The organism is Anaerococcus sp. AGMB09787, assembly GCF_022808955.1.
Lineage (GTDB): Bacteria > Bacillota > Clostridia > Tissierellales > Peptoniphilaceae > Anaerococcus.
In genome coordinates, this window is sequence record NZ_JAKZEY010000001.1 from 126534 (window position 1) to 144981 (window position 18448).

19 protein-coding genes are annotated in these 18448 nt (G+C 36.1%); 15 read left to right on the forward strand and 4 right to left on the reverse strand.

Annotated features, from left to right (window positions below; all coding sequences use genetic code 11):
- Positions 1-275: 275 nt before the first annotated feature.
- The 7 genes from MUN42_RS00615 to MUN42_RS00645 all read left to right on the forward strand — a co-directional run bounded on the left by MUN42_RS00615 (position 276) and on the right by MUN42_RS00645 (position 5734).
- Positions 276-542 carry an HPr family phosphocarrier protein gene (locus MUN42_RS00615; RefSeq protein ID WP_243342335.1) on the forward strand — a complete coding sequence of 89 codons (267 nt, stop codon included), beginning with the start codon at positions 276-278 and terminating at the stop codon, positions 540-542.
- A 178-nt stretch (positions 543-720) separates the two neighbouring features.
- Entirely contained in the window at positions 721-1455 is a 735-nt protein-coding gene (gene sufC, locus MUN42_RS00620; RefSeq protein ID WP_243342336.1) for a Fe-S cluster assembly ATPase SufC, read from the forward strand.
- A gap of 1 nt (position 1456) precedes the next feature.
- On the forward strand, positions 1457-2869 hold the full coding sequence (gene sufB, locus MUN42_RS00625) for a Fe-S cluster assembly protein SufB (protein WP_243342337.1): 1413 nt from the start codon (positions 1457-1459) through the stop codon (positions 2867-2869).
- Positions 2869-3912: a SufD family Fe-S cluster assembly protein gene (locus MUN42_RS00630; RefSeq protein ID WP_243342338.1), complete on the forward strand. Its 1044-nt coding sequence runs from the start codon at positions 2869-2871 to the stop codon at positions 3910-3912. The genes sufB and MUN42_RS00630 overlap by 1 nt, the downstream gene beginning before the upstream one ends.
- Before the next feature lies 1 nt (position 3913).
- Positions 3914-5134, forward strand: a complete 1221-nt coding sequence (locus tag MUN42_RS00635; protein ID WP_243342339.1) for a cysteine desulfurase — start codon at positions 3914-3916, stop codon at positions 5132-5134.
- The gene (gene sufU, locus MUN42_RS00640) at positions 5134-5553 is read left to right on the forward strand and encodes a Fe-S cluster assembly sulfur transfer protein SufU (RefSeq protein ID WP_243342340.1); all 420 of its coding nucleotides are present in this window, start codon (positions 5134-5136) and stop codon (positions 5551-5553) included. Before MUN42_RS00635 ends, sufU begins: the two co-directional genes overlap by 1 nt.
- A 1-nt stretch (position 5554) precedes the next feature.
- Positions 5555-5734, forward strand: coding sequence for a hypothetical protein (locus MUN42_RS00645; RefSeq protein WP_243342341.1), 180 nt, complete (start codon positions 5555-5557; stop codon positions 5732-5734).
- Positions 5735-5784: 50 nt separating this feature from the next.
- On the opposite strand, the gene MUN42_RS00650 is transcribed toward MUN42_RS00645, so the two are convergent.
- Complete coding sequence (locus MUN42_RS00650; protein WP_243342342.1) at positions 5785-7134, reverse strand: sodium-dependent transporter; 1350 nt, start codon at positions 7132-7134, stop codon at positions 5785-5787.
- Between the two features lie 262 nt (positions 7135-7396).
- Here MUN42_RS00650 and MUN42_RS00655 point away from each other — a divergent pair, with 262 nt between their 5' ends.
- The gene (locus tag MUN42_RS00655; protein ID WP_243342343.1) at positions 7397-8767 is read left to right on the forward strand and encodes an MATE family efflux transporter; all 1371 of its coding nucleotides are present in this window, start codon (positions 7397-7399) and stop codon (positions 8765-8767) included.
- Between the two features lie 79 nt (positions 8768-8846).
- Here the strand turns inward: MUN42_RS00655 and MUN42_RS00660 are convergent, their stop codons facing one another.
- Positions 8847-9149, reverse strand: coding sequence for a hypothetical protein (locus MUN42_RS00660; protein ID WP_243342344.1), 303 nt, complete (start codon positions 9147-9149; stop codon positions 8847-8849).
- Positions 9146-9628 (reverse strand): dihydrofolate reductase, encoded by a 483-nt coding sequence (locus tag MUN42_RS00665; protein ID WP_243342345.1) that lies wholly within the window; start codon positions 9626-9628, stop codon positions 9146-9148. The genes MUN42_RS00660 and MUN42_RS00665 overlap by 4 nt, the downstream gene beginning before the upstream one ends.
- A gap of 236 nt (positions 9629-9864) precedes the next feature.
- On the opposite strand from MUN42_RS00665, the gene MUN42_RS00670 reads away from it, so the two are divergent.
- From MUN42_RS00670 to fucO, 6 genes are all read left to right on the forward strand, one after another.
- On the forward strand, positions 9865-10962 hold the full coding sequence (locus MUN42_RS00670) for a galactose ABC transporter substrate-binding protein (RefSeq protein ID WP_243342346.1): 1098 nt from the start codon (positions 9865-9867) through the stop codon (positions 10960-10962).
- 53 nt (positions 10963-11015) lie between these two features.
- Positions 11016-12512, forward strand: a complete 1497-nt coding sequence (locus tag MUN42_RS00675) for a sugar ABC transporter ATP-binding protein (protein WP_243342347.1) — start codon at positions 11016-11018, stop codon at positions 12510-12512.
- Between the two features lie 8 nt (positions 12513-12520).
- Entirely contained in the window at positions 12521-13552 is a 1032-nt protein-coding gene (locus MUN42_RS00680; RefSeq protein ID WP_243342348.1) for a beta-methylgalactoside transporter, read from the forward strand.
- Between the two features lie 11 nt (positions 13553-13563).
- Positions 13564-14475 carry a BadF/BadG/BcrA/BcrD ATPase family protein gene (locus MUN42_RS00685; RefSeq protein WP_243342349.1) on the forward strand — a complete coding sequence of 304 codons (912 nt, stop codon included), beginning with the start codon at positions 13564-13566 and terminating at the stop codon, positions 14473-14475.
- A 110-nt stretch (positions 14476-14585) separates the two neighbouring features.
- Positions 14586-15092 (forward strand): type 1 glutamine amidotransferase domain-containing protein, encoded by a 507-nt coding sequence (locus MUN42_RS00690; RefSeq protein WP_243342350.1) that lies wholly within the window; start codon positions 14586-14588, stop codon positions 15090-15092.
- A gap of 162 nt (positions 15093-15254) precedes the next feature.
- A complete protein-coding gene (gene fucO, locus MUN42_RS00695) occupies positions 15255-16403 on the forward strand; it encodes a lactaldehyde reductase (RefSeq protein ID WP_243342351.1) in 1149 nt (382 codons plus the stop codon).
- A 174-nt stretch (positions 16404-16577) separates the two neighbouring features.
- Here the strand turns inward: fucO and MUN42_RS00700 are convergent, their stop codons facing one another.
- Positions 16578-17420, reverse strand: a complete 843-nt coding sequence (locus MUN42_RS00700; protein WP_243342352.1) for a MurR/RpiR family transcriptional regulator — start codon at positions 17418-17420, stop codon at positions 16578-16580.
- A 165-nt stretch (positions 17421-17585) separates the two neighbouring features.
- Between MUN42_RS00700 and MUN42_RS00705 the strand changes: the two genes are divergently transcribed.
- Positions 17586-18446: a ketose-bisphosphate aldolase gene (locus MUN42_RS00705; protein ID WP_243342353.1), complete on the forward strand. Its 861-nt coding sequence runs from the start codon at positions 17586-17588 to the stop codon at positions 18444-18446.
- The last annotated feature ends 2 nt before the right edge of the window (positions 18447-18448 follow it).

The window sequence follows — 18448 nt, forward strand, 5'->3', positions numbered from 1 at the left end:
TAAATAAATCGAATGGAGCTTGATAATTTAGGCGTTTTCTAGGTCTAGTATTAAGCTCCATTAAGTTTTTAATTAATTCTTCGATTTAATTTTACAACCTATCCAATATTAAAATGATTTGATTTTAAATAATAAAATAAGTCTACAAAGGATAAGTTCACCTAAGGGTAATCAAAGATAGTTAAAAATCTAAATTTCAAGTATTTTCAAAAAACGTTTGCATTTTTCTTAAATAAAAGTACTATATAATTATAAAATTAAGCAAAGGAGGTACTATGTACGAACAAAAAGTAACACTAACTAATGAAATAGGTTTACATGCTAGACCAGCTTCTATCTTTATCAGACAAGCTGTCAAGTTCCCATGTGACATTACTGTTGTTAAGGCTGGTAGATCTTATAATGCTAAATCTATAATGTCAGTTCTTAGCATGAGTGCTTCTAAGGGAGATGAGTTGAACATTAGAGCAGATGGGGAAGAAGAAAAAGAAGCTGTGGATTCACTCATTGACCTAATCGAAAATAAACTATATGATTACTAGGAAGCAAGGTTAATAAGTCTTTAATATTTTAGAATACTTACATAAAACGAACTATTTATTTAGCTCGTTTTTTTATTTTTCAAGGGGTACACTGTAAAGAGGGAGGGTTTGATAATCCCTAGTAAAAGAGTATACTTTACTTAGAATTTGTTAAATTTTTATGCAAAAAGAGGTTAAAATGGATAATTTATTAAAAGTTGAAGATCTTCATGTCAAAGTAGGAGATAGGGAGATTTTAAAGGGAATAGATTTAGTAGTAAACAAGGGTGAAGTTCACGTTATCATGGGATCTAACGGGTCCGGAAAGTCAACCTTGATGAATACTATTATGGCAAACCCTGTATATAAAGTTTCCCAAGGTAAGATTTACTTTGAGGATGAAGATATAACAGAAGAGAGTGTAGATAAGAGAGCTAGAAGGGGGATCTTTATGTCCTTCCAAAGTCCTGATGAGATTCCAGGGGTTAAGTTAAATGATTTCTTGAGGATTTCTAAGGAGCAAGTAGAGGGCAAGAAACCATCAATATTAGCTTTTAATAAGCAATTACAAAGAGAGATGGAAGATCTTAATCTTTCAGAAGATTATGCTCAAAGATATGTAAACGTAGGTTTTTCAGGTGGTGAGAGGAAAAAAAGCGAGATCTTGCAAATGAAGATCCTAGATCCTAAGCTTGCCCTCCTTGATGAAACTGATTCAGGTCTTGATGTCGACGCAGTAAGAATTGTAAGTAATGGAATTAGAGATTTCTTAGAAAATGAAGAGAAATCAGTAATTATTATAACCCACCATAGGGAATTGCTTCAAAATATTAAGGCTGACTATGTTCATATCCTAAAAGACGGCAAGATCCTTCAAACAGGTGATGACAGTCTAATGGATAAGATTGAAAAAGAAGGATACGAGTGGGTATAAGATGAAAGAAATTAATATAGAGAATCAGCTAAAGGAGCTAGATAGGGGCTACTACGACTTCTTTAATGACTTTGAATATGCAGATATTACCGATAAGGGTATTGATGCACAAATTGTAAATGAGATTTCAGATAAGAAAAATGAACCGGACTGGATGCGTAGGAGAAGGCTAAAGTCCCTTGCTATCTATGAGAAATTAGAAAACCCAAGTTGGGGACCTGACCTATCTGAGCTTGATATGAAAGATATAACAACCTATGTTAAGCCTAAGACTGACAAGAAGTCATCCTGGGAGGCCTTACCTGAAGAAATCAAGGATACTTTTGATAGGCTTGGGATACCAAAGGCTGAGCAAGAGTCCTTGGCAGGGGTAGGTGCCCAATATGATAGTGAGGAAGTCTACCACTCTATCCAAAAACACTTGTCAGACCAAGGGGTAATATTTGAGGATTTCTCCAGTGCTGTCAGAAACCATGAGGATATAGTGAAGGCTTACTTCCAAAAGTCTATCCCACCAACCCTCCACAAGTATGCTGCCCTCCATGGGGCTGTATGGTCAGGTGGTTCACTAATCTATGTTCCAGAAGGAGTTGAGGTAGATATTCCCCTCCAATCCTACTATAGGTTAAATGCACCTGGAGCAGGTCAATTTGAACATACTATGATTATAGCTGAAGATAATGCCAAGGTTCATTTCATCGAAGGATGTAGTGCCCCAAGGTATAACGTAGTCAACCTCCATGCAGGTTCTGTTGAAATCTTTGTAGGGAAAAACGCTGAAGTAAGGTTCTCAACTATAGAAAATTGGTCAAGGAATATGTACAACCTAAACACAAAGAGGGCCATAGTCCAAGAGGGTGGTAAGGTAATCTGGGTTTCAGGATCCTTTGGATCCAAGGTATCCATGCTTTATCCAACATCAGTCTTGGTAGGAGAAGGAGCAAGTGCCGAATATACAGGAATCACTTTTGCATCAAATGGCCAATACATTGACAATGGTTGCTCTATGATTCACCTTGCACCAAATACCTATTCAACAGCCTTAACCAAGTCAATTACTGCAGGAACAGGCAAGTCTATGACTAGGTCCTTAGTTCAAATGAAGAAAAAGGCTGCTGGCTCTAAGTCTACTGTAGACTGTGAAAATCTTATGATTTCAGAAGAGAGCCAATCAGATACAATTCCTGTTCTAGATATTAGAAATGATGATGTCGACTGTGGACATGAGGCAAAGATCGGATCAATCGATCAAGGTCAAATCTTCTACCTAATGACAAGAGGAATACCAGAAGATGAGGCAAAATCAATGATAGTAAGAGGTTTTGCAGAGCCTATATCAAGAGAGTTGCCACTAGAGTATGCAGTTGAGATGAATAGACTTATAGATATGGAACTTGAAGGAGCAAACGGCTGATGGCAAGAATTAACGAAATGAGAATGCCTACCTGGGCACACCTTGGCCTAAACTTTTTGGATAAGGAAGACCTTGCTTTGGAGAAGAAATCCTACTTCAAAGAGTCTAAGGCAGAAAAAATAGCTGAAGTAGAGGAAGCTTTTTCTCCTTATAGGGTAGGTCTATCAGATGAAATAAACGCAGAAAACGAAAAGTACAATAACTATGCCCTAACCTACAATATAGAAGGAACAAGGGATACAGAAATAATTAATCTAGAGCTAAACAAGGATTATGACACCCTAGTTTCATCTATCCAAATAAATGCAAATGAAGGATCCAAGTCATCCTTTATAGTGTCAATCTTTGATGATAGGGAAGCTAATGTCTTTTTAAACTCAAAGATAAGGCTTAACCTAAAGAAAAATTCTCAGGTAAAACTTATCCTCGTAACAAACCTTGGCTATGGGGCCATAAACCTAAATTCTATAGGCTCAGTCCTAGAAGAAGAAGCCTACCTAGATCTTGCTTATATAGAGGTTGGAGCAGGCAAGTCCCTAGTCAACATTGATAATATCTTAAAGGGAAATAGGAGTAAGCTTGTAGTTGATGGGGCCTACTTTAAGGAAAAAGAGGACTTCCTAGACCTATTAGTAACTAATGAACACTATGGAGAAGATACTGACTCTTCTTGCTACTTCAATGGAGCCTTAAAGGATGAGGCAGTCAAAAACTTCAAAGGGGTAGTAGACCTTAGAAGGGGCTGCCATAAGGCCAATGGAAAAATTGGAGATTACTCAATGATGTTATCAGATAGTGTAATCAACAAGTCAGCCCCAATCCTCCTAAATGAAGAGAAGGAAGTAGAGGGTAACCACGCAGCAAGTGTTGGTAGGCTAAACAAGGATATGCTATTTTACATTATGACCAGGGGATTTAGCAAGAAACAAGCTGAGGCAATGATGCTAGAAGCAAACTTCTCCCCTGCCATAGACAAGATAGAAGATGATGAGCTTAGAGAACAAATTAAAACTAAGGTTCACAAGATGAACACAAGGGACTAATATGGACGTAGAAGAAATTAGAAAAGACTTTGCCTACCTAGATGCGAATAGAGTTGGCAAGGATATAATTTACCTAGATAGCGCAGCTACAAGTCAAAAACCAAATTATGTAATAGATAGGGTAAATAATTACTATAGGTATGAAAATGCCAATCCTCACAGGGGAGCCCATTATCTAAGTTGGAAGGCAACAGAAGAATACGAAAATACCCGTGAAGTGGTTAGGGACTTTATTGGAGCAAGGTCTAATAATGAAATAGTCTTTACCAAAAACTCCACAGAATCTCTAAATCTCCTTGCCTATTCCTATGGTTTAAAGAATTTAAAGTCGGGTGATGAGATACTAATTACTATCCTAGAACACCACGCAAACCTAGTTCCTTGGCAAATGGTTGCTAAGAAAACTGGAGCTAAACTAGTTTATGCCTACCTAAATAGTGATTACTCCCTAGACTATGAAGACCTAAGGGCAAAGATTGGGGAAAACACCAAAATCGTATCAATAACAGGGGCATCCAATATAACAGGAGAGCTTATAGATATCAAAAAAGTAGTAGGCTGGGCCCATGAGCAAAATGCCATAGCCATAGTAGATGGCGCTCAACTTATTCCCCATGTCAAGGTCGATGTAAGTGATATAGACTGTGATTTTCTAGTTTTTTCTGGTCACAAGATGTTCTCGCCTATGGGAATAGGGATACTCTATGGAAAATATGACCTATTAGAAGACCTCGATCCCTTCAATTTGGGTGGAGATATGATAGAATATGTATATGAGCAAGAATCTACCTTCCAAAAGCCTCCTATCAAGTTTGAAGCAGGTACACAAAATGTCGGTGGAGTTATAGGACTAAGGGCTGCCATAGAATATACTAACAAGCTTGGTATGGATAATATTTATGCCTATGAGCATGACCTATGCCACTATGCCTATTCTCTAATAAAGGATATAGACCATATAAAAATTTTCTATCCACAAAAGGCTAAGACAGGCTCTGTCCTATCATTTACCTTTGATGATATCCACCCTCATGATATAGCCTCTATACTTGATAGCAAGGGGATAGGAGTAAGGAGTGGTCACCACTGCGCCATGCCCCTCCACAAGTACCTGGGAATAAGTGCAACAGCCAGGGCTTCATTTTCAATCTATAATACCAGGGAAGAAGTAGAAAAATTTGCCCAAGAATTAAAAAACGTAAGGAAGGTGATGGGTCTATAATGGATATGGAAGAAATTTATAGTCAAATTATTTTAGATCATTCTAGAAACCAAGAAAATAAGCATGAAATCGAAGATGCAGATATAACTGAGCCAGGTCACAATCCTTCTTGTGGGGATGAGATAGTCCTTCAACTAAAGCTCGATGGAGACAAGATAGTAGATGCTGCCTTCACTGGTGAGGGATGTGCTATAAGCCAAGCAGCTACATCAGTTATGTGTGATGTAATAATAGGAAAAACCAAGGAAGAAGCCAAGAAACTTGCAGATATCTATGTCAGAATGATAAAAAGAGAAGATGTAAGCGATGAGGAATATGACCTCTTGGAAGATGCTGTAGCCTTCAAGAACATCCAAAATATGCCTCAAAGGGTTAAATGTGCTCTCCTTTCTTGGAAAACACTAGATCAAACAATCTAAGATGGATAAGAAAAAATTAGAAGGCTTGGAATTTTTGACCAGCCTTGTTACAGCTATCCTCCTTTTTATCCTGGGAGGACTTCAGATATCAAAGGGGAACAAATTTTCCTTTTTGATAGTAGGGGCTGCGATACTGATGGCAGCCAATTCCTATGTAAAATACAAGAAATATAAAGATTAAAATCGACAGATTGATGGACAGAAGCGATTATAACTCCTGCCCATCATTTTTTATGCAGATTTTAATATTCCAAAGGAAGAAAGAATAATAAGAACCATGGCTATAGGAACTACATACTTCAGCATAAAGTAATAGACCTTGAAAAAGGATGCCTTGATTTTGCCGTGGTTGGTAAGCTCATCCTTCAAATATTCCCTCTTATAGAACCAACCCAAAAAGATTATTTCTATAAATGAAGCTATAGTTAGCATATAGTTTGATGTTAGCTTATCTACAAAATCAAAAAATGACAAGCCTCCTATTTGGATGGAGAAGGTATCTCCAAGGGATAGGGAAGATATAATGGAAACCACAAAGGCACAAACTCCTATTCCTATGGCCGCCTTATTTCTTGATAAGTTCATAGAATCAATGCCAAAGGCTGTTAGAGTTTCTAAAAGCGATATGGTAGATGTCAAGGCTGCAAGGGCTAAGAGCAAGAAGAAGGCTACCCCAAACAAATATCCACCTGGCATCAATGGGAAGACATTAGGAAGAGTAACAAAGACTAGTCCTGGACCCTCACCTGGGTTTAGCCCAAAGGTAAAGACTGAAGTAAATATCGCTATACCTGCTATAAGGGCGATGGTTGTATCACAGATAGATATAAGCAAGGAACTCTTTCCTATATTTTCATCATCCTTGGCATAGGACCCATAAGTTATCATAATACCAACACCAAGGGATAGGGTAAAGAAGGAATGGCCCAAGGCTGCCAAAAAGCCCTCCATGGTAAAGTTGGAGAAATCTGGATAGAACAAGAACCTAAGTCCATCCATCCCGCCTTCGAGTGTTAGTCCCCTTATGCCAAGAACTAGTACTATAAAAAATAAAACGGGGATGGCAAACTTCGATACCTTCTCAACACCTGAAGCAACTCCAGACTTTACTATAAATATAGTTACAAATAAAAATACAAAAGTCCATACAATAGGCTTAATAGGTGATGAGGTAAAACTTGTAAACATGGTCTCGATCACCTGAGGACTACTTCCACTAAATTGGTTGGTTATGCTCTTTATTAGATACTCTAGGGACCAACCGGCAACAACCGAATAAAAACCCAAAATTAAAAATGAAGCGATAACAGAAATAAGTCCTGATATATACCGTTTTTTGCCTGGAGCAAGCTTCTTAAAAGAATCCACACTATCGCTCCTCGCCCTACGACCTATGACCATCTCACTAATGAGGATGGGAAGACCTATAAAAACCAAAATACTAATATAAACCAAGAGGAAAGCTCCTCCTCCATTAGTACCGACTATATAGGGAAACCTCCATATATTACCAAGGCCTACCGCACTACCAACAGCAGCCATCAACATCCCAAAGCTACTGTTAAAACCTCTCCTTTCCATATAACCTCCTAAAACTAATAAAAATAAAAAAAAATTCAAATTTATAAAATCACATTGAAAATTATACTACCAAATTTATATTTGTAAACTAAGAGATATCAAAAATTATAAATAAAAGTAATGATTATATACCACTAATTTTCTATCCTAATGAATCAAAACAATCTGCTATGGCTTATGTAAGTATGGTGGATTTTCTATTAGTAAGAAATTCAAGAATATTATAGTAAAATAATAGAGGAGTTTTTAATAGGAGGTTAAAGTGAATAAAGAAAATATTTTGGAAACGGAGAGTATTCCTCGTTTATTGGCAAAATTTGCTATACCGTCTGTTATAGCTATGGTTGTAAGTGCTTTTTATAATATAGTAGACCAATTTTTTATAGGAAATAGTGTAGGATTTTTAGGAAATGCGGCAACTAATGTATCATTTCCTTTGGTAACTTTATGCGTTTCCGTATCATTACTTATAGGGATAGGTGGATCTGCAAATTTTAATTTGAATATGGGAATGAAGAGAGAAAGAGAAGCTAAAAAATATATAGTGAATTCTTTCTTTATGATTTTTATCATAAGTCTAAGTATAACGATTTTAGTAAGGATTTTTCTATCTAATATGCTTCGTATTTTCGGGGCTACAGATGAAATAATGGATTATGCTATAAGTTATACTTCTATAACTTCGTACGGATTTATTTTTCTTATAATTACAAATGCTGGTACTGCACTAATCAGGGCTGACGGATCTCCAGGATATTCAATGTTTGCAAGTGTTATCGGTGGAATTATTAACCTTATCTTGGATCCTATTTTTATTTTTGGCTTTGATATGGGAGTAGAGGGGGCAGCTATAGCGACAGTTGCTGGGCAAATTATTTCAGCCTTGTTTGTTATAGGCTATTGCTTCCATTTTAAGACTGTAAAGATAGGGCTTGATGATTTTAAAATCGCCATCTCCTATATGGGAAATATTGCAAAACTTGGCCTAGCACCATTTTTTAATCAGATAGCTATTCTTTTTGTACAAATAGTCATCAATAATTCCTATGTTCATTATGGACCTTTGAGTCCTTATGGAGCAGAAATACCCCTAGCTGTTGTAGGGATTGGCATGAAGTTGAATATGATATTCTTCTCCTGTGCTATCGGTATATCCCAAGGTATGCAGCCAATTGTTAGCTATAATTATGGTGCCAAGGAATATGAAAGGGTCAAGAAGACCTACCTAATAAGTACCATGGTAGCTAGCATCATACTCTTTGTAGCTTTCTTGATGTTTCAATTAATACCTAATAAATTATTGGGTCTATTTGGTGGAGGAGATGAGAAATATTTTGAGTTTGGCAGAATCTTCTTTAGAGTATTCTTGATGATGACTTTTATAAATGGAGTTCAAGCCATAAGTTCAAGTTTATTCACATCCATAGGTAAGCCCCACAAGGGTATCCTAGTATCCTTATCAAGGCAGTTGATTTTCTTCGTACCATTGGCCCTAATTTTGCCAAGGTTCTTTGGGATCTATGGAATAATTTTTACTGGTCCGATAGCTGATTTTCTAGCCTTTATAATATCTGTCTTATTAGTTAGGGCAGAATTTAAGGACTTAAATAGGAGAAAACTTAAGGGAATATAAAAACAAAAGGCTCCCTGGAAGATAGCTTGTTTAAATAGCCTATCAACCAGGAATCCCTTTTTAATTATTATGAAGTAAATTAACGGTCAAAGTTTATTTCGCAAACATTGTTATTGCGCTTATCACCTTCGAATTTAACAAATTCTACTTCGCTTTCGTCAATTACCTTAGTTGGCACACCAACGCTTCCGCTTTCTTTTACAATATCATAAGCTGAAAGTGTGTCCCTATATTTTAGAAATCTTTTAAGATTTGCCATTGATTCGTTGATATTAACAAATTCAATACCCTCATATTTTTCTGGGTTAGCTTTTCTATCTTCTATAAATGGTTCGCAATGTGGACACTTGTCACTAACAAAAAATTCAACTTTTTTACTCATTTTATCCTCCTATAATATACATAAGTAAACTTTAGATTATCTTCGTAAAGAGGCTCAGACTCCTTATAGACCTCCCAGCTTGGATCTTCATCAAAATTGTGGAGGTAGGTATCGGCTTCCCTAATAGAGTCAATCTTTGTAATAATAGCCTCATCACAGTAGGGGAGCAAGAGTTCTATTATCTCATTTCCACCTATGACATAGGCCTCCTTGGGTGAATTATCCACATAAGTCAAGAGGTCATATAGGTCATTAAAAACCACAATCCTATCTTCCTTGTAGGACTTGTCCCTGGTGAGGACAAGATTTTCTCTCTTAGGAAGGGGCCATCCTATTGATTCATAGGTCTTCCTACCCATTATGCATAGGGAGCCTAGAGTCTCCTCCTTGAAATGTAAGAGGTCCTTCTTTAGATGAAAGAGCATATCTCCATCCAGTCCTATTCCCCAATTGTTATCAACTGCTAAAATAATCTTCATGTTATACTCCTACCTTATATACTTACCCCCTTTAAAGATTTTAAAGCAAAAAATTATTGGTAGGGGTTTTGAAAATGTTTGTAAAAGTTCTTAAATGACTATTGACAAAAGTCCTTTTTAGTTTTATTATTATGATTAAGGGAGATTTATCATTGCACTATCTCCAAAATCAAGGGGATTACTTTATATTTTATCCTCAAGAAATCGTTTATAATAATATTCAACAGGAGGGAATTATGAATATTAAAAAAATTTCAAGATTTGCCCTAATGGCAGCCCTTTCTTTGGGTCTAACAGCTTGTGCTGGTGGCAGCAATGAAGGAGCAAATACTGAAGAAGCAACTAGTACTCCAGCAGAAAACGCTAGCACAGAATCAGCAGATACCAAGGAAACTTCTTCTAGTGGAGATAGCAAGAAAATAGCTGTACTCTTGTATAATGGATCTGATACTTATATAGCTTCAGTACGTCAAGCTCTTGAAAAAATAGACGAAGCTGATGATTCTATTGAACTTGTTTTCCAAGATGGGCAAAATAACCAAGGAACTCAAACTGACCAAATTAACAACATTACAGCTCAAGGCGTAGATGGTATCTTGCTAAACATAGTAGATATCTCAGCAGCCCCAACAGCTATGGATACCATCAAGGCATCAGGTATCCCTACAACTTTCTTCAACAGGGATATGACTGAATCACTTAGCGAAGAAGACCTAGATAATTTTATGTTCATAGGAACAAATGCTCCAGAAGCAGGTGTTATGCAAGGTGAAATTATTAGCAAGCTTTGGGAAGAAGGTAAGATGGACAGAAATGGTAACGGAGTCCTAGATTACGTTATGCTAAATGGTGGACTTGATAACCCAGAAGCTAAGGCTCGTACAGAATATAGTGTAAAAACTATAGAAGAAGCTGGCATTGAAGTTAATGAAGTAGCCTTCCAAGATGCGAAATGGAGTACAGACCAAGCTAAGACAGCTATGGATACTTGGCTACAAACCAACCAAGATAACATTGATGCAGTTATATCTAATAACGATGATATGGCAATTGGTGCAATCTCAGCCCTACAAGCAGTTGGTCTAAACACAGGATCTTCTGAAGATAATATGGTTGTAGTTGGAGTAGACGCAACAGACCTTGCAGTAGCAGAAATCGACAAGGGAACTATGTCAGGTACTGTTAAACAAGACGCTGAAGGCATGGCTAAGGCTCTGATTGACACAATGAAAAATAAACTAGAAAATGGCGACTTTGTAGAAGGAACAGACTACAAACTTGCAGAAGACAACAAGTCTATAAGAATTGACTATCAAGTTTATACAGGTAAATAAGCTAATTTGTAGGGGGAGATGATTCCCCCCTTCATTTTAAAAAAGAGGAAATTATGAGTAATTTATTAGAAATGAGGGGTATTACCAAGACCTTCCCTGGAGTTAAGGCCCTAGATAAGGTAGATTTCACCTTAAAAAGAGGCACAGTCCATGCTTTAATGGGAGAAAATGGTGCGGGTAAGTCAACTCTTATGAAATGTTTATTTGGTATCTACAAGCAAGATAGCGGAGATATCTATATAGACGGGGAGAAGGTTTCCTATAAGGATACCAAAGATGCCTTGGATTCTGGAGTTGCCATGGTTCACCAAGAGCTTAACCAAGTTTCTATGAGGTCTGTGGCAGAAAACATAATGCTTGGCCGTTTCCCTAGTAAGTACGGCTTGGTTGACTCAAAGAAGATGAATAAAGAAACCCAAGACCTATTTGATAGACTAGGACTTGACTTTGACCCCAAAAAAATCATCGGAAAATATTCAGTTGCCGAAAGACAACTTATAGAAATAGCCAAGGCAGTATCCTACGATGCCAAAATCCTAGTACTAGATGAGCCTACCAGCTCACTTACAGAAAATGAAGTAGAGAAGCTTTTTGAAATTATTAATAGGTTGAGAAATGAGGGAGTAGGAATAATCTACATATCCCACAAGATGGAAGAAATCCTATCCATATCTGATTATGTAACAGTAATGCGTGATGGTAAATTCATCACAGAAAGAGAGGCAGCTGATCTTACCAAGGACGAAATCATAAGACTTATGGTAGGTAGGGAGCTAAAGGATGAGAATTTCCATACTGACAAGTATATCAGAGATGAAATAATGCTTGAAGTTAAGAACCTCACAGGAAGATACCAACCTACTATAAAGGACGTTAGCTTTTCTGTAAAAAAAGGAGAGGTTCTGGGCATAGCAGGCCTAGTAGGATCTAGGAGGACAGAGCTAGTCGAAACAATCTTTGGCCTTAGAGAAAAAGAAGCAGGCGAAATTTTGGTAAATGGAAAGGTTGTTAGTAACAAGAACCCAGCAGAGGCTATCAAAAACGGCTTTGCCCTAGTAACAGAAGAACGTAGGGCTACAGGTATAATTCCATATGCTGATATAAGATTTAACTCAACCATAGCTAATCTAAAGAAATATAGCAAAAACGGAATAGTTAATGATAAGCTCCTAAAGGAAAGTACCAACAAGGTAATAGACTCTATGAAGGTCAAGACCCCTAACCAAAGGGCAAAGATTATGAACCTATCAGGTGGTAACCAACAAAAGGTTATTATAGGTAGGTGGCTCCTTACAGATCCATCCATCTTGCTTCTAGATGAACCAACCCGTGGTATAGACGTAGGGGCAAAGTATGAGATCTATAGGCTAATAACAGAGCTTGCATCTACAGGAAAATCAGTTTTGTTCATATCTTCAGAGATGGCAGAACTACAAATGGTATGTAACAGGATCATGGTTATGAGTAATGGCAGGCTTGCAGGAATAGAAGAAAACGATCAAAACCTTACCCAAGAAAAAATCATGGCTTTACAAGCAAAATACGTATAGGTGAAAAAATGGAAACACAAACTAAGAAATCATTTAATTTTAAGGAATTTATATTAAATAATGCCTTGATCATAATAATTGGTCTCTTGATTTTGGGAATTATTATTGTTGATCCGACATTTATTACAAATCCAAGAAATATAATCAATATTTTATCACAAACATCAACCAGACTATTTATAGCCCTTGGAACTGGAGGACTCTTGATACTCGCTGGTACTGACCTTTCTGCTGGTAGGATTGTAGGATTTACTGCAGCTGTGGCAGGAGCCTTGCTCCAAAGTCCAGACTTTACTCAAAAGTTCTTCCCTAACATAAAGAATCCTTCAATATTTGCAGGACTCTTTGTTGCAATAGCTATAGGTGCCTTGTGTGGTGCTATCAATGGTTTTGGAGTTGCCTACCTAAGACTCCATGCCTTCATAGCATCTCTTGGTGTTCAACTAGCGATCTTTGGTATCTTGCAAATATTTATAGCATCTAACCCTTTCGGACCTCAACCTATAGGAGGCTTTGCTGACAAGTATGCTAATATAGTAAGGGGAGGATTCAAGATCCCAGGAACTGACCTCCAATTTCCTTACCTAATAATCTATGCTGCCATAGCATCAGTTGTTATGTGGTTTATTTGGAACAAGACAGTCCTAGGTAAAAATATGTTTGCCGTAGGTGGTAACCCAGAAGCAGCAGAAGTATCAGGTATCAATGTCAAGAAAACTATAATGATAGTATTTCTAATATCAGGTATCATGTACGGACTATCAGGATTCTTGGAAGGCCCTAGACTAGGATCAGTAACATCAACCACAGGAGAATCCTACGACCTCGATGCCATAGAAGCCTGCCTCATAGGTGGTGTATCCTTCTCAGGCGGTATAGGAACAATACCAGGCATCGTCCTAGGTTCTATAATCCTTCAAGTAATAAACTACGGACTACTATACATAGGCCTTAACTCCTATGTACAAATCATCATCAAGGGTATACTAATCATCTTAACCGTTGCCCTAGATACAAGAAAGAGAATAAAGAAAAAATAAGGGAGATAACCATGGCAAAAAAAATATTTCTAGGAGTAGATGGCGGCGGAACAAAAACTGCCTTCCTCCTAGACCTAGACGGACAAAGATTTGAATCAAAACAAAAAACTATACATCCAAAACAAGTTAGCAAAGAAGAATTCTTTGAAACAATGAAAGCAGGAGTAGGAGAAGTATGTAAAGAAGCGGGCATCAGCCCATCAGACATAGCCTACACCTTCGTAGCAGCGCCAGGTTATGGCCAATACCCAGATACAGAAGCCTACATCCATGAGGGCATCAAAGAAGCAGTCCAATCTGATAGATTTAGAGTTGATAACGACTGCGTAAACGGTTGGGCAGGATCATTAAACGCCAATCCTGGCATTAACCTAGTCCTAGGAACAGGCCAAATAGGCTATGGAGTTGACCAAGAAGGCAAGTCTATGAGATCAGGTGGCTGGGGACCACTTTTAGGAGATGAAGGTAGTGGCTACTATATAGGACTCAAATTCCTAAACATCTTTACAAAAATGAGCGATGGTCGTTATGAAAAAACTGACCTTTATCAAATGATTAAAGACCGTATGAGAATAAATGACGATATGGAAGTAATAGACAAGGCAGAGAAAATGAGAAGAGATGAGATAGCAGACCTATCAAAACTTCTCGGAGAAGCCATTGACAAGGACGAAAAATACTCAAAAGAAATCCTTGATGATATAGCTACAGAAGGAGCCCTAGTAATAGACTCCATAATAGCTGGACTAAACTTCAGTGGGGAAGTAGAAGTATCCTACTCGGGTGGAATCTTTAACCTAGGTAAGATACTAATCGAAAAAATCGAAGAAAAATCTGCTAACCAAATCAAAATCAAAGATCCATACACTAATCCTTCTGAAGGTTCACTAATCCTTGCCAAAAAATTCTATAATGAACAATAGAAGAGCTGCCCTAGGTGGCTCTTTTACTATGGGCTTTCCTAAAATGTTTAACTTAGGTCATCATGGGTAAGTAAATAAAGAATACAGATATAAAGAAAAAAGGAGACACTATGAAAAAAATAGCAGTATTAGTAGAAGCATTATTCGAAGAAAGCGAATTAATATACCCATACTATAGACTAAGAGAAGACTTTGAAGTAGTCCTAGTAGGAAGCGAAAAAGACAAAGAATATCCATCAAAGGCAGGATATCTAGTAAAATCAGACATCTCAAGCAAAGAAGCCAATCCAGATGACTTCGATGGAGCCTATATACCAGGAGGATACTCACCAGATGGCATGAGAAAACACCGAGAAACAGTAGATTTCATCAAAAACCTCCACGACCAACAAAAACCTGTAGCAGCAATTTGCCACGGCCCATGGGTTCTAGCAGATGCAGGCATACTTGATGGCAAAAAAGCAACATCAACCCCAACTATAAAACATGATATCATAAACGCTGGAGCAAAATGGGAAGATAGCGAAGTCGTAGTAGACGACAAAATAATAACAAGTAGGTCTCCACAAGACCTCCCAGCCCACGTAAAAGCCTTTGTAGAAGAGCTAAACAAATAGAAAACCAATGAGCGGGTTTAGGCACTCGCTTTTTCTATGTGCAAAAAGTAAAATATTATTTTGACAAAATTATTTAATATATTGTATAATAATCTCGAAATGAAAATATCATATATTCTTAGTAAATATAAAATGCTAACCATATAAAATTTGGAGGAAAAAATGGTAAATAGAATAGTACTAAACAAAATCTCATATCATGGTAAAGGAGCTATAAAAGAAATAGTTGGAGAAATAAATAACCAAGGCTACAAAAAAGTCTTTGTAGCAACAGATCCTGACCTTATCAAATTCAACGTTTCCACAAAGGTAACAGATTTATTAGATCAAAACTCAATAGCTTACGAAGTATACTCAGACATAAAACCAAATCCAACAATAGAAAACGTACAAAATGGTGTAGAAGCCTTTAAAAAATCTGGAGCTGACTGTATCGTAGCAATTGGTGGTGGATCATCAATAGACACATCAAAAGCTATTGGAATAATAATAGCTAATCCTGAATTTGAAGATGTAAGAAGCCTAGAAGGAGAAGCAGAAACCAAAAATGCTAGTGTACCAATAATTGCCGTACCTACAACAGCTGGTACTGCTGCAGAAGTTACAATAAACTATGTAATAACAGATACTGAAAAAGAAAGAAAATTCGTCTGTGCAGATCCTAATGATATACCACTAATTGCGGTAGTAGATCCTGACATGATGTCATCCATGCCAAAAGGACTTACAGCAGCAACAGGAATGGATGCTCTAACTCACGCTATCGAAGGATATATAACAAAAGGTGCCTGGGAAATGACAGATATGTTCCACCTAGAAGCAATTAGACTTATATCAGAAAACCTTAGAGGTGCAGTAAATAACGAACAAAAAGGAAGAGAAGGAATGGCTCTTGCCCAATATATAGCCGGTATGGGATTCTCAAATGTGGGACTTGGTATCGACCATTCAATGGCTCACACCCTATCTGCTCACTATGATGTAGCACATGGAGTAGCCTGTGCAATGTTCTTGCCAATAGTAATGGAATTTAACCGTGACTATACTGGAGAAAGATACAAAGAAATTGCTAGAGCAATGGGAGTAGATGGAGTTGATCAAATGAAGCAAGACCAATACCGTCAAGCAGCAATAGATGCAGTTGAAAAACTATCAATAGATGTAGGAATCCCAACCAAACTAGACAAAATAAAAGAAGAAGATCTAGATACACTAGCAACAGATGCCCTAAACGATGCTTGCTATGGAGGAAACCCACGTGAAGCCACAAAAGAAGAAGTAATAGCAATGTTTAGGAAATTGATGGACTAAGGAAAAAATATAAAATAATATTGGTGATGTTAATAAGATTATAATTTTCTTTTCAACATCACCATAGTTATTTAATTATAAAATCGAAAATTGTGTATTTCATGTAATGAAGCGAATCTATTGAACATTATATCAAAAATTAAAAAACTATATAATATAGATAGTTTTAATACGCTACATTTTCCAAGATGAAAAATATTCTAATTCAGAGTCAAGTTTTCCTTCAGTTTTACTTTTGCTAAGAATGTATGAAAGTGAAAATATTATTATATCATTAATAAATAGTTCACCTATGTGAGATTCTGTACCATGAAATTGGTTATATTTGACTAGATAATTATTGCCAGAAAATATACAATAATCCGATTGCTTAGCTAATGGAGAAGAAATATCGGATGTTATTGCAAAACTTTTTAAATTTTTATTATTAGCAATTTCTGATGATTGTAACACTGATTTAGATAGCCCTGAGTTACTAATTGAAATAAAAATATCATTATCCTCACCGTTAATAATATAATTTATAATTTTTTCAGATACTTGAGATGTAAAAGCTCTAAAACCAAGTCTATTAAGTCTAAACTCTAGGTCGTTAGCTATAGGAATAGTATTTCCTGCTGCATCAATATAAATATTATTTGATGTTTGAATTGATTTAATTAATTTTTCAATAGAATTTAAATTTTCTTCGTAATTAATAGACTCAAATGTTGAAAACCTTTTAGATTTAATAAATTCTATCGGATTATTAATATTCTCGTTATTTTTGTGATTACTTCCAATATCTTTCATTAGTAGTAATTTCATTTGATAAAATCCTTTAAACCCTAAATGCTGGCACATCCTAACAACTGTAGCCTCGCTAACTTTTGAGATTTTAGATAAATCACTAACATTCATATTTACAGATTTATTAGGGTTATTAAGAATAAAATCTGCAACTTTTTTTTCAGCAGAATATAGATCGCTATATTTATCTCGTATGGTATCTAGAACTTTTTTATTTAACAGACTCATATTATCCTCACTTTATTGTATAGATAATATACTTTTTAAAAAAAAGTTGGCAAGGATTTGACAAAATAAAAAAAAACGGTACATCTTTCATATAAGAAATAAAATTTCATAAAATTCTTTTTTGGCGCGTTAAAAAGAAATATTATTACATTGGAGGTAGATTTTATGCTAGTAAATATGAAACAAATTTTGAAAGTAGCTAAAGAAAACGATTTTGCAGTGCCTGCTTTTAATATATCCTCAGCTCCTATGTTTAATGGAGTTATGGAAAAGTGTGAGCAATTGAATTCTCCAGTCATTATAGCAATACATCCAGATGAATTATCATTTATAGGTGATAGTTTCGTAGAAATGATTAAGGATAGAGCGAATAAATCAAAATTACCTGTTGTATTACACTTAGACCATGGTTCTACTAAAGAGCAAATATTGCGAGCAATTAGAGATGGATTTACATCAGTTATGATTGACGCTAGTTTATTAAGCTTTGAAGAAAATATAAAATTAACAAAAGAAATAATTTCTATGTCAAGACCTCTTAATGTTTCTGTAGAAGCAGAATTAGGAACTATAGGACAAGATAAAGAAAGTGTAGAGGGTGGTGCAGATGAAATTATTTATACTAACCCAAAAGATGCCAAGGATTTTGTAGAACAAACAGATTGTGATACTTTAGCTATTGCTATAGGAACTGCTCATGGATTATATCCAGAAGGTTTTGAACCTAAATTAAGAATAAATATTTTAAAAGAAATTAAACAATTAGTTGATATTCCTTTAGTTTTACATGGCGGATCAGGTAATCCAGATAGTGAGATAAGTGAAGCAGTAAGAAATGGTATAAATAAAGTTAATATTTCTTCAGATATTAAAGCGGCTTTTTATAAGGAGTGCAGAGAAGTATTGACTGACAAAGGGGTTAGAGAACCAAATGTAATATATCCTAGATGTATTAAAAAAATGCAAGAAGTTATTGAACATAAGATAAAATTATTTAGATCTGATGATAAATTAAAATTATATTAGGA